Origin of the sequence: Phocaeicola barnesiae DSM 18169 = JCM 13652 (assembly GCF_000374585.1) — a bacterium.
GTDB lineage: Bacteria > Bacteroidota > Bacteroidia > Bacteroidales > Bacteroidaceae > Phocaeicola > Phocaeicola barnesiae.
Map to the genome: position 1 here is coordinate 64119 of NZ_KB894656.1, position 13345 is coordinate 77463.

At 46.9% G+C, this 13345-nt stretch carries 9 protein-coding genes and 1 pseudogene; 3 read left to right on the plus strand and 7 right to left on the minus strand.

The window, feature by feature from the left end:
- Positions 1-40: 40 nt before the first annotated feature.
- Complete coding sequence (locus tag C510_RS0113030) at positions 41-1846, minus strand: AMP-dependent synthetase/ligase (protein WP_018711738.1); 1806 nt, start codon at positions 1844-1846, stop codon at positions 41-43.
- Positions 1847-2048: 202 nt separating this feature from the next.
- Between C510_RS0113030 and C510_RS0113035 the strand changes: the two genes are divergently transcribed.
- The gene (locus C510_RS0113035) at positions 2049-3113 is read left to right on the plus strand and encodes a M20 family metallo-hydrolase (protein ID WP_018711739.1); all 1065 of its coding nucleotides are present in this window, start codon (positions 2049-2051) and stop codon (positions 3111-3113) included.
- Positions 3114-3189: 76 nt separating this feature from the next.
- Here the strand turns inward: C510_RS0113035 and C510_RS0113040 are convergent, their stop codons facing one another.
- Genes C510_RS0113040 through dut form a run of 4 tightly spaced genes read right to left on the minus strand, consistent with a single transcriptional unit; the run spans position 3190 to position 7613 of the window.
- Positions 3190-4539 carry a murein hydrolase activator EnvC family protein gene (locus C510_RS0113040; RefSeq protein WP_018711740.1) on the minus strand — a complete coding sequence of 450 codons (1350 nt, stop codon included), beginning with the start codon at positions 4537-4539 and terminating at the stop codon, positions 3190-3192.
- Positions 4536-5369 (minus strand): lipoprotein insertase outer membrane protein LolB1, encoded by an 834-nt coding sequence (lolB1, locus tag C510_RS0113045; protein ID WP_018711741.1) that lies wholly within the window; start codon positions 5367-5369, stop codon positions 4536-4538. Before lolB1 ends, C510_RS0113040 begins: the two co-directional genes overlap by 4 nt.
- Positions 5366-7165, minus strand: coding sequence for a tetratricopeptide repeat protein (locus C510_RS0113050; protein ID WP_018711742.1), 1800 nt, complete (start codon positions 7163-7165; stop codon positions 5366-5368). The genes lolB1 and C510_RS0113050 overlap by 4 nt, the downstream gene beginning before the upstream one ends.
- Before the next feature lie 13 nt (positions 7166-7178).
- Complete coding sequence (dut, locus tag C510_RS0113055) at positions 7179-7613, minus strand: dUTP diphosphatase (RefSeq protein ID WP_025892792.1); 435 nt, start codon at positions 7611-7613, stop codon at positions 7179-7181.
- Positions 7614-7960: 347 nt separating this feature from the next.
- On the opposite strand from dut, the gene dgt reads away from it, so the two are divergent.
- Complete coding sequence (gene dgt, locus C510_RS0113060; RefSeq protein WP_018711744.1) at positions 7961-9292, plus strand: dGTP triphosphohydrolase; 1332 nt, start codon at positions 7961-7963, stop codon at positions 9290-9292.
- A gap of 84 nt (positions 9293-9376) precedes the next feature.
- On the opposite strand, the gene C510_RS0113065 is transcribed toward dgt, so the two are convergent.
- Positions 9377-10954 carry an ATP-binding protein gene (locus C510_RS0113065; RefSeq protein WP_018711745.1) on the minus strand — a complete coding sequence of 526 codons (1578 nt, stop codon included), beginning with the start codon at positions 10952-10954 and terminating at the stop codon, positions 9377-9379.
- A 140-nt stretch (positions 10955-11094) separates the two neighbouring features.
- Here C510_RS0113065 and C510_RS0113070 point away from each other — a divergent pair, with 140 nt between their 5' ends.
- Positions 11095-13038 (plus strand): tetratricopeptide repeat protein, encoded by a 1944-nt coding sequence (locus C510_RS0113070; RefSeq protein ID WP_026320226.1) that lies wholly within the window; start codon positions 11095-11097, stop codon positions 13036-13038.
- A gap of 52 nt (positions 13039-13090) precedes the next feature.
- Here C510_RS0113070 and C510_RS16550 read toward each other — a convergent pair.
- Positions 13091-13345 (minus strand): annotated as a pseudogene (locus C510_RS16550) (IS4 family transposase); the annotation flags it as partial.

Below are 13345 nucleotides of genomic sequence, written 5' to 3' on the forward strand. Positions count from 1 at the left end.
CCTCGATAAGTGATGATTTTCAGAGAATCGGACCCGTTTTTTATTCTTCGTACATTTTTTCAATTTCTTTTGCATAATTCTTGAGCAATACCGAGCGCTTAATCTTCAGGGTATTGGTCAATTCTCCCCGCTCCATGCTGAACGGCTCCTGCAACAGCGTAAACCGTTTGATTTGTTCATAATGGGCAAACTGTTGCTGCAACGTATCGATACGGGCTTGGAACAACCGGATAATTTCCGGATTTTCCAACAATTCCTTCCGGTCCTTAAATGAAATACCGTGATTGCGGGCATATTTCTCTACCTGAGAATATTCAGGCACAATCAAGGCCGAAACATATTTCCGCTGGTCGGCTATGATAGAAATCTGGTCAATGTAGCGATCTACTACCATTTTGGTCTCAATAGCCTGCGGAGCGATATACTTTCCGTTGGATGTCTTGAACAAGTCCTTGATACGGTCCGTCAGATACAGGAAACCGTCCTTGAAATATCCGGCATCACCGGTACGGAACCATCCGTCCTCTGTAAATGCCTGCTTAGTGATGGCTTCCTTTTTATAATACCCTTTGGTGATGGTTCCGCCACGAAGCAGAATCTCATTGTTCTCACCGATCTTCACCTCTACTCCCGGCAATACCCGTCCTACCGAACCGATACAGAAATCTTCCTTCCATTCGCAAGATACCGTAGCCGTACTTTCCGTCAGTCCGTAGCCACCTATCATGTCGATGCCCACCGAATGCACAAATTCCTCTACTTTTTCCGGAATAGCCGCACCGGCTGTAGGGAAGAAGTTACCGTTTTCAATACCGATGGTCTTCTTCAACAAGCTGTAAATGGTCTTTTCATAAAACCTGTATTTCATATGCAGGAACGGAGGCGGAGTCTTACCATTCATCAGGTAGTCCACATTATGTTCCTTACCCACTTTCAAGGCATCCAGCATCAAAGCCTTTTTCAGCCCGTTACTCGTATGGATCTTTTCCATCGCGCCGGCATAGACCTTTTCCCAGAAACGCGGGACACTACACATTGCTGTAGGACGTATTTCTTTGATTGTCATCTGTATATCCTGAGGACGCAGATTAATACACAAGGTACAACCTTTATTCAGACAATAGAAAGACCACGCCCGCTCAAAAATATGGGTAAATGGCAGGAAATTCATGATGACATCATCCTCTGTCAATGTCTTCAAGCGTAAATCATGTCCTTTGAAAGCAGCTTCGTAACACGAGTGATGCAACATCACCCCTTTGGCCTCACCGGTTGTACCCGATGTATACAGGATATTCGCCAAATCGTCGGATGAGGAGTCAGCAGTACGCTTGTCAATGGCCTCTTGATGCATTCTATCCTTACCTGATTCCAAAAACTCCGAGAAATAAATGGAATTCTGGTCGTTCGGCGAACGTTGTACCGCTGAATCGAAGATAATAATCTGTTTCAGTGTATTGCACAGATTCTGCACCCGATAAGCGACATCGTACTGATATTGTTCACCCACGAACAGATAATGTATCGAAGCATCCTCCAGAATATAATGCACCTGTGCTTCTGAACTCGTCGCATACAGAGGCACCGTCACGCCGCGTATGGCAAAAGCGCCGAAATCCACATACAGACATTCCGGCTTGTTCTGCGAGAACACACCGATATTCTCCTGCACTTCAACCCCTAATGCCATCAATGCATTCGATACAGCATTCACATTTTCTGCAAATTGGTTCCACGTCACCGGAATCCAAAGAGACTGTGTATAGTCACGGTATTTTAAGGCAACTTTATCCCCGTATTTATCTGCTTGAAGCGGAATAAGCCGGGACAAACAAGAATTGTTCATTATCAATCGTTTTAATCTGATTGCAAATATATCATTTTATTTAGAATTACGTCGAAAAACCCTCCCTTAATTTCACAGGCCCCCATAGGCCATCCGCCAGTCACTCCCAAATTCTTTACAGAAACATTTACATTCTAACAGCCAAAAGCAGGAATTTATTCGAAAATAAATTATCTTTGTGCAAATAAAAGGACAATATTATATGGTGGATTTAGGTTACTATACTTCAGAGGCGCTGACATTACTCCAGGCACTTATCGGAATACCTTCTATCAGCCGGGAAGAAGAAGCAGCTGCCGATTTCCTTCAGAACTATATCGAGGAATCAGGAATCATGACCGGACGTTCCGGAAACAACATCTGGTGCATCAGTCCCATGTTCGACACCAACAAGCCGACTATCTTGCTCAATTCGCACATTGACACCGTAAAACCGGTAAACGGATGGCGCAAGCATCCGTTCACCCCGAAGCAGGACAACGGAAAACTGTACGGATTGGGCAGTAACGATGCAGGGGCCAGTGTCGTTTCATTGTTTCAGGCATACCGCTACCTGAGTACGACCGAACAGGCATACAACCTGATTTTTCTGGCTTCCTGTGAAGAGGAGGTATCGGGGAAGAACGGTATTGAGAGTGTATTGCCGCAACTCCCTCCCATTGCCTTAGGAATTGTAGGTGAACCTACCGAAATGCATCCGGCCGTAGCCGAAAAAGGACTGATGGTGCTGGATGTGACAGCACACGGCAAATCGGGTCATGCCGCCCGCAACGAAGGAGAGAATGCCATCTACAAAATTCTGCCGGATATCCAATGGTTCCAAAGCCACCAGTTCCCCAACGTATCTCCCCTGCTGGGACCAGTCAAGATGACCGTGACGCAAATCAATGCCGGTACACAGCACAATGTCATTCCAGACACTTGTACTGCCGTAGTAGACATCCGGAGCAATGAATGCTATTCCAACCAAGAACTGTTTGAAGAAATAAGCCGCCACATAAACTGCGAAGTCAAGGCCCGTTCATTCCGGTTGAACTCTTCCAGCATACCTCTGGACCATCCTTTTATCCAGCGTACCGTTTCTTTAGGAAGAGTGGCGTTCGGTTCGCCTACCCTGTCGGACCAGGCACTAATGAACTTCCCGTCAGTTAAAATAGGACCGGGAAAATCATCCCGTTCACATACAGCCGACGAATACGTAATGATTCAGGAAATTACTGAAGCGATAGACCTCTATATCCAGATACTGGACGGACTGGTTATCTGATTCAGTCCGCTTTCAGACACAAAACAGCCGCAAGATGTCATTCTCAGAGCATCCTGCGGCTGTTCCTGTTTTTTCTTTAACGCCGAATCCAGACTTCCGGATTCAGCTTGGCCGTTTCTTTCCGCAACTGGAAGTGCAGAATAGTATTTCCTTCGGCGTTCGTATGAATCTTTCCGATGATATCCCGGGTATGTATCTTACTTCCTTTCTGTACCTGTACAGACTGCAGGTTACAATATACTGAAATATAATTCCCGTGACGGACCAATACATTAGTCAATCCGTTATACTGGAAAATAGCCGATACTTCACCGTCGAAAATGGCACGCGCATTGGCTCCTGCCTGTCCCTTGATATCAATACCTTTATTATCCAACCGTACATTCCGAAGACCTGGCACATCGTACTGTCCATAATGCCCTACGATGACATAAGGTCCTGTAATAGGCACCGGCAAGGCTCCACGGTTTTTTTCGAAAGAGGAAACCAGTGTACGGTCATCCGAATCCACCTTATAGGCATCCATTTTCGGAGTCGCAGGAGTAATAACTGCATCTTCTTCCTTGCTTCCCGATGTTTCTGTACGAGCCGCTTCTTTACGTCTGGCTTCGGCTGCACGAGCTTCGGCAAGTCTTTTCTCCTCTGCCAAGCGTCTGGCTTCGGCTGCTTTCCGTTCCTCCTCACGTTTCCGGGCTTTTTCTATTTCAATTTCTATCAGTCTGTCAATCTGAGCATTCAGTTTGTTTGCCGATTTACGTTGCTTGTTCAACTCACTCTGAAGGCTGCGCTGTTTTTTCTGCAATGAAGCCACCAGTGTCTTCCGCTGCTGTTCCTGCTCCTGCAATTTCTGTTTTTCAGCCTCTCCTTGTGCCAACAACTCCTCTTTTGCTTTCCGACTGGCCACCAGGGTACGCTGCTTGGCCGTCACCTGCTGCTGTTTCCGTTGGACCTGAATTCCCTGCAGACGCTGAAAATCGGCATATTCACGTACATAGCGCATCCGTCGGTACATCTGAGTCAAATTTTCGGCCGAGAAGATGAACATCAGCTTCTCCTGGATAGACTTGTTACGGTACATGTATTTCACCGACCGCTCATACTTCGCTTTCTTGTCAGCCAATTCTGTTTCCAAGTGCGAGAGTTCCACCTGCAGACGGTCCACTTCCTGCTGAATGGTCTGCACATCGCTCTCAATCGTATTCAGATACTTCTGCCGTTCGTCTATCTGCCCGGTAATCAATGCCAAGTCGGCCAACTGGCTCTTCACGTCTTTCTTGGTAGACTGCAACAACGTCTCGGAAGCAGCAATCTGCTCTTTCAGCTCGTTCCGTTGTTGCTCCAACTGACGGATAGCACGGGTAGTCTGTGCCCGAAGCGGCATCAGCCCTACACCTAACACAACCAGCAAACCGACAATCCGTTTCATAATTTCAACAACATTTTCAACAGTTCTGCCAATTCAATACGCTGATAACGGGAAGACAGTTCCGTACGGGTCTCCCAATCACTGTTGACCGACAACCGGGAAAATTTCATATCCAGCGATATCGGTTTATCGGTCCCCAATACATTCACCAGCATGTGCTGCGGAAAATTCTTCCCGTCCAATGCGCCGAAATCACTGTATGCCCAGTCCAGTCCATAAGCTGAGCCCTTCACACCGATACGGGTCTTCTCCAGCAAACCCTGGTCTGCCGTCGTCCAAAAGCGACAGGACAATATCCTTCCCGATTTCGGCTCCAGACAAGCCAGCGTACCGTCCTGAATCACTGTGAAATCCGAAGCATCAGCCACCGACAGCTGCGTCTTGCGGGGTAAAAACAGTTCGTTCAGGAACAACGACTGCAACATGTTGAAATTCAAATCCACATGAGCCAGTTCACTGATGGCGCCGAACGACTCACGTACATACCGTTTGTTCATCCGGTCTACCACCAGAATCCCCTCCGGTGTAATCTCCATCCGGGCCACTTCGATACCCAGCAATGGCGCTACCGAAAGCTGGATAACATCCCCCCGTTTGATACGCAGAGTAGCACTTACCTTGTTCGCACTCTTTCCCGTATTCAGGTTCAAGGCTACTTTCCCCGTCACACACTGCCAACGGGGAGCCCACTCGATGACCTTCTCCATATAATCCGTACCTGTCAGTCCTCCTATCATGGGAGTCTTCTGCATACGTCGGGTAGAAGAGCAAGAAGCGACCAGCAAGGCAACAAAGCCTGCCAAAAGATAAAAGAATAGGTTCCGTTTCATTCTGCGATGTATTTCTTTAATGCGATTTTCCGTTTCAAGCGTTTCAATTCTTCCGGAGTGCGGGGAGTAGAACCGTCTTCAGGGGTACTACCCATGGCATCGGCCTTCTTCCAGTATTCCAACGCCTTGTCACGGTCGCCCACCATATAATAGATGTCTCCACCGTGTTCCACAATCACCTGGCTGCTGTCTCCACCGTTCTTCAAAGCCTGGTCTATATAGATACGCGCCTCAGTATACTTTCCTTTTTCAAACAGAATCCAGGCATACGTATCCAGATAAGTAGCATTCTCCGGTTCAGCCTTGACCGTCCGATAGCTCATTTCTTCCGCTTTGTCCAGATGCTTCCGGTCTACAGACAGGAAATAGGCATAATTATTCAGGGTTCCGATATTGTCCGGATTGTAGACCAAGGACGAATCGTAAGCGGCATAAGCCTTGTCAGACAATTCTTTACTGCTGTAAATATCTCCGATAATGGCATACAGGTCGGACACCAGCTGCTTGTCTGTCTTTTCGTTCACCTGCCCTATCCCTTTGATGAAAACATCCAGTGCCTTGTCGCTCTCTTCCTTCTGATAATAAGCGATTCCCAGGTAATAATAGAATTCCATGGCTTCGGGCGAATACTGAAGCGCCGGCAGAGCAACCCGAATCACTTCATCCAAATCATTGTCACGGATGGCATAGCTCAACAACTGCAGACGAGCCGGCTTGTTTTCCGGATCCAAGGCAAGCACTTGGTTCAGTACCGGTACCGATTCCTTTTCCATATTCTTGGTAATCAGGTACTGCGCGCACAGCATGGCCAAATCGGCATTCTGTTGCGGACGTTCCAGAATCTGACGGAAAAGTGATACAATCTGTGTGCTGTCCTTCGTGGTCTGTTCCGACTGAAGGATAAGCTGACGCATGATACTCATCTTCGTATCCGATTCCACATCGTCATTCAGCAGAATGGTGTCCAGCTGCAGGCGATACAGACTGTCCTGCCCCATCTTCTGATAATAGGAAGCCATCGACAGCAAAGCCGGTGCATAACCCGGTTCTTCCTTCAGGATATGCTGATACGTATCGTATGCCTCCTGCAGCTTGTCATTGTTCAGGTACACATCGCCCAGAATGGTCTGATACCGCATATCGTAAGGATATTCGTTCGACAGGCTCTTGATTTCGTTGAAAGCCTCCTCCTGATTGTCCATCAGCAGATACATACGGAACTTCTCCATACTGATTTGCTCTGACTTTCCGTCCAGTTCCTCCAGGCGGTTCAGGGTATTCACTACTTCCGGATAACTCTTTGTCTGGTTGTACAAGTCTATCAGTGAAATCAACGGGTCCAGCCGTGAAGGAAACAAAGTCGCCATGTCTTCGTACACGGCAATCGCTTTCGGCAAATCCCGTTTGCGCTGGTAATATGCAGCCAATGTCTGCTTGTACCAGAAATTCGAGTCGTTTGCCCGCACGGCGCGCTTCAAGGCATCCTCTCCCTTGTCTTCCTGCCCCAGGAACATGTAGAACTGCGAAATCTCATACAGTGCCGGTGCCGAATTAGGGTTGATGTCCAGACAGTGCTTATACAGTTCGAAGGCCGCATCGTATTCTCCTTTCTGCTTCATACGGACAGCTTCCAGAAAATAATAATCGTATTTCCGCCGTTGTTCGTATGTCAGCGTGTCTTTTTTCTCCATGACTGCAGCCACCGACTTGGAACGTCCGGTCTGTCTGCCGGAAGTACCGCAGGCAGCCAGCAATGCCAACATACAGGCTACATATACATAAACCAGTTTCTTCATAATTTTCCGTTTATCAGACCGTACCGGTATGGCCGAAGCCTCCGGCCCCACGCTCGGTCTCATCCAACACATCCACTACCTCCCATTCGGCCTGTTCATGACGTGCAATAACCATCTGGGCTATCCGCTCCCCGTCTTCGATGACGAACTCTTCGGACGAAAGGTTGACCAGAATCACCCGGATTTCCCCCCGGTAATCGGCATCGATGGTACCCGGCGAATTCAGTACTGTCACTCCCTTCTTCAACGCCAGTCCGCTCCGGGGGCGCACCTGCGCTTCATATCCGGCAGGCAGAGCTATGTAAAGTCCTGTCGGCACCAAGCAACGCTGCAAAGGTTTCAGAATAACCGGTTCATCCAGGTTTGCCCGCAAGTCCATTCCGGCAGAAAGCGGAGTGGCATACTGGGGTAGCGGGTGTTTCGATTGATTGATAATCTGTATTTTCATGCTCATTTAATCCTTTTCCATTTTCAAATTTGCGAATTTACACATTTCGCGTGATTTACATGCGTGTTTATCATTTTTTATAAAAAGAGACGCTGAAATTCCGGCTTCAGGCCCAAGAAAAGTCGGATTAAAAACATGCTCACGTTTACTTCCAAACGAACGGACGTTCCAGATAAAACAAACGGACGAATGGATTCAAACGAACGGATGTTTTTGGAACACTCATTCACTTCAATTACGACACGGCTCATTCTCTGATATTCAGAAATAATTTCGACCGGCTTCTTTTAATTATTTGGCAAATCTTTCCTACTTTTGCATCTATATAACCGATAACAACCGAAGCCATGAACTGGGAACAACTGATTTCGAACAAGCGATTTGGGCTGGAAGCCTACCACCATACCCGAAAGGACGACCGTACCGAGTTTCAGCGCGACTATGACCGGCTGATATTCTCGGCCCCGTTCCGCCGCCTGCAGAACAAGACCCAGGTTTTTCCGCTTCCGGGTAGCATCTTCGTCCATAACCGGCTGACACACAGCCTGGAGGTATCCTGTGTAGGACGTTCGCTCGGCAACGAGGTAGCCCTCCGGCTTCTCCAGTTACATCCGGAACTGGCCGATACCCACCTGAGCGAAATCGGTTCCATCGTGTCGGCAGCGTGCCTGGCGCACGATTTGGGAAATCCGCCCTTCGGACATTCAGGCGAACAGGCCATCGGCACCTATTTCTCCGAAGGGAAAGGACAGAGCCTGCGCCCGCTGGTTTCGGAAGAAGAATGGGAAGACCTGATTCATTTCGAAGGAAACGCCAATGCCTTCCGGCTGCTGACCCACCAGTTCTGCGGACGCAGACCCGGCGGTTTCGTTCTGACCTACTCCACGCTGGCCTCCATCGTGAAATACCCCTACTCAGCCAGTCTGGCCGGAAACAAACAGAAATTCGGCTTCTTCACTACCGAAACAAACGATTACCGGAAAATAGCAGAAGAACTGGGTATCATATGCCTCAGCCGGGAAGGCGAACCGTTGCGCTACGCCCGCCATCCGCTGGTTTACCTGGTGGAAGCCGCCGACGACATCTGCTACCAGATGATGGACCTGGAAGACGCCCACAAGCTGAAGATTCTTACCACCGACGAAACCAAAGCCCTTTATGCCGCTTTCTTCAGCGAAGATCGGCTGAAACACATTCAGGATACATGCCGGCTGGTAAGCGACACGAACGAACAGATAGCTTACCTGCGTTCGTCGGCCATCGGTGTGCTGGTGAAGGAATGTACCCGTATCTTCGTAGAAAACGAACGGCAAATACTGGAAGGGACATTCGAAGGTCCGCTCATCAGACAAATGGCTTCTCCCGTCAAGGAGGCCTACGAAGCCTGTTCACGCACGGCCTTCGCCAAGATTTACTGTTCCAAGGATGTGGTCGATATTGAACTGGCCGGTTACAGGGTCATCACTACCCTGATAGACCTCATGATTGACGCAGTCCGTTTTCCGGAAAAAGCCTACTCCCAACTGCTCATCAACCGCATTTCCACCCAGTACGACATCCATGCGCCCAGCCTGTTCGGAAAAATACAGGCCGTACTCGACTATATTTCCGGCATGACCGATGTATATGCCCTCGACCTCTACCGGAAAATAAACGGAAACAGCCTGCCGGCGGTATAAATATCGTAATTCTAAATTGGTAATCCGGGACTACAGATATAAAAAGTTACCAAAATAAGAAGAAACTACTGAGAGTAATCCTTCCTATTTATCGCTACAGACCGCCTTCCACTCGCCGATGGTACCCGTCTCGGAAGAAAAGACGGCACCTATCCTGTACAACTTGCGGCTATCGGAAGCGTATTCGCGGGCATAACCCTTCTCCTCTATCTGGCGCAACGCATCGGAGGCTGTACCGTCCAGCTTGAACTCGAAAATGTAGACATACTCCGGAGTCTCTACGATACAGTCCACACGGCCCTGGCTCTGAACCTTCTCCACATACACCGTATAGACGCTCACCAGACGCATGATCAGATAAAAAGTATACTGGAAATAACGCTCACGCTCGGCCTCATCCTCCTTGCGGCGCATCGTATAGGGTATACCTGCCAGGAACGATGTGAACAACGTACAGAGCTTTTCCGGATTGCCGGCCCTCAACGTACGGACTACCTCACGGATCCAGCCACCCGTCTCTTCCGAAGGCTTCAGGTACGACGTTGCCAGAACAGTCAGGAATCCGTTCTTCACTTCATTGTTCGGAAAATCCAACAGGAAGGTATTAAAATCCATGTCATAGTCCTTGATGGTCAGGTAACCGCTCTGATAAATCATCGGCAGGGGCTGTTCCATGTCGGCCTTGTAGTCGATAAACTCCTCGGGACGGTAATATTTGCCCGTCAGTTCGTTCATGTTCTCACTGAAATGGGTAAGCAGCCGTACCAGATAGGTCGGTGTGCCCGAACTGAACCAGTAATCGTAGATGCGGCGCTTGCTGAAAGCATTGAGCAGACTGAACGGATTGTATATATCCGTCAGCCGGTCGCTGAAATGATACCCGTCATACTGCAGTTTCAACCGCTGACGCATCTCCTCTGCCGTACAACGGTAATCCGTAGCCATGCGTGCTACAGGCTCCGCAAAATAACGGTCCAACTCCTCCTGGGTTATGCCGCAAAGAGACTCGTAGTCCATGCTCATGCTGATGTCATCGGGCTGGTTGAAACCGCTGAAAACACTCACCTGAGAGAACTTGGTCACACCCGTCAGAAGCACGAACTGAAGGTGACGGTCGGCAGCCTTGAATACCGAATAGAAGCCCTTCAGTACGTTCCGGTGACGGTCTTCCAGCGCGGCGTTTACATCGAGCACATCCAGTATCGGCTTGTCGTACTCATCAATCAGCACTACGGCACGGCGCCCCGTCTGTTCGTGGGCGGTACGGAGCACCTTCAGGAAACGTCCACCCAGATCATGCTTATCATCTCCGGAAGAAAGGCCATAGCCCGATTCCCATCCAGAGACATAATCGGCCAGGCGCTCCTCCAATATCCCTTCACGTGTAAAATCAGACCCGTTGAAGTCCACATGAAATACCGGATAGACATACCAGTCCTTCTCCAGACGCTCCATGGCCAGACCGCGGAACAGCTCCTTACGGCCCTGATAATAGTTCTCCAGCGTAGAGACCAACAGGCTCTTCCCGAAACGGCGGGGACGGCTCAGGAAACAGATACTGCTCTCGTGGGTCAGCCTGTAGATTAATTCAGTCTTGTCGACATAGACGTAACCGCCTTCGATGATGCGTTCGAAACTCTGTATGCCAATGGGATATTTCATGTAACTATGAATATTTAATGGATAACGGAAAAACGTTTGAAATTCAAAGATACAAAAAAGTTAAGGAGAATCAAACTTGAAAAACAAAGTTTTTACTCATCAAAAAAATGCTATCTTTGTACCGTTCAACGAGTAGCCGCATGAAATACATCTACGTTCCCCTCCTGTTTCTGTCTGTCCTGTTCGCAGGTCTGTCGTGCCAGCGTGCTGAAAAATCCTATCCTTCAGCCATGCAGCGTGCCATCAGTCTGCTGTCTACCCGTCCCGACAGTGCCCTTTACTACCTCTCGCAACTGGACTCACAGATGGCCGACGAGCCGGAAGAGACACGCGTGTATCATGCGCTTTTGACCCTGCGTGCCGAAGACAAACTGTACGTGCGGCAAACTTCAGACTCCCTCATCAAATCCATCGTGATTTATTATAACAAACAAGGGGACGCTACCAAGCGACTGGAGGCTTATTATATGCTAGGAAGGATATATCGAGATTTGGATGAACCGTTGGAGGCTTTAAAAGCTTTTCAAGAAGCCGCAGATTTGGGAGAAAAGACTCAACAATATGATTTATTAGGACGAGTCTATGAACAAAAAATGTACGTTTTTTCTTATCAAAACCTTTTGGCAGAGGCTTCTGAAATGGCGAATAAATCCTATGATTATTATTGTATGCAAAAAGATACAATTGGCATTACTTATGCGTTACGTAATAAAGCCCGTCTATATAGTAAAATAAATCAAAAAGACAGCATGGAAATTTGTTATCAAAAAGCTGTCCGGATTGCTTTTAATGCAAAGGATACACTTACGGCATATTCCATACTGAGGGAACTGGCAGCCATACTAGCAGATTTACACCGATACGATGACTCTGAAAAAGCATTGGCTTACATACCCGAAAAAAGCAAAAAGGAAAATGCTACTACCCTATATAATATAGCCCGTATTTATTTATACCGGCAACAAGAAGATTCGGCCAAATACTATCTTCTAAAGGCTCTTCAAGCCAAGTATAACAAAAACATATACTTGCAGAAAAGCATATACCGACAATTGGCGGATTTGAATTCTTCACAAAATAATTCTTCTGCGTTTCAATATGAACGACTGGCCGCTCTCTGTTCCGATAGTATCCAAAAAATCAATCAAGCAGAAAGCTTAAAAAAATATAATTATCAAAAAGCTAAAAATGAAAACCAAAAGTTGCAATTAGAAAATACGCGAAAATGGCGATTAATACTTGCCTTAACTACAGGCGGTATAATTTTAATGCTCTTACTTATAATCTCTTGCCAATACATCAAAAAGATAAAACGAGACTTTTCGAGACAAAAAGAACAGGAATCCCGTATCCATCAATTGATGCAGAACAAACAAACGCTATTAGCTGAAAAACAGGAAAAATTGATGTTGCTACAACAACAGTTAAAGCAAGCAGAATCATCCAATAAAGAGTTAGTACTAGAAATACAACAACAAAAAGATGCTTTAGAGTTACAGGAACAAAAAATCAGGCAAACCATCAACAACAGGGAAATTCAAATCTCGGAACTTCAACAATTGGTAGAAAATGGGAAAAATACATTAGCCGAGAATCGAGAAAAAATCAACGAATTACAGCATTTACTGCAACAAGCGAATTTATCAAAGCAGCAATTGATACAAACGCTGAAGCAACAAAAAGAAATCGCAGAGTTGCAGAAATATAAAATACAGCAGGAAATTACAGAACGAGAAATTCAAATGGCAGACTTGATACAATCTTCCATTGTACATTTTTTTGCTAATCCCGGATATGATTTCAATAAAAGAGTGACCGAAGATAAATGGGAAGAGCTGCGAATAGCTATCAATAAAGTTTCATACAACTTCGATGGGCGGTTGCGTCAAATGTATCCGAAAATCTCAAAAGACGACCTTCGGCTTTGTTATTTGGTCAAAACCAACATCTCTCCGAAGGCAATTGCCGTTATTTTCAATTGTAGCCCACAATCGGTCACATCCAAACGCACCCGTTTATATGAAAAAATCTTCAAAAAGAAGGGGAATACTAAGGATTTTGACGGATTTATAGCTGATTTATAAGCAGATAAAAAGCGGCATATTTACTTAAGTTTCGCAAGTAAAGTGTAGCTCCTCAGGCGGCTGGTGTCAGTCTGTCGAAAGCCTGCTTTACTGCTTTGATTTGTTTATCGTTTGATATTACTTGTTCTGTCAGAACCATTGCATCACAGTTAAGTACCTCGGCAATGACGTTTATAACTTCTACGATCAGCAGCCAAATTTTTTCGGCTACTGAAAGTTCAACAGAGTTCTTTGAAATTTCAGCAAAGAGTCCTCCGATAGTTTCGTATGACTCATTGCGTTTGACATAACTGAGTATATTGTACTG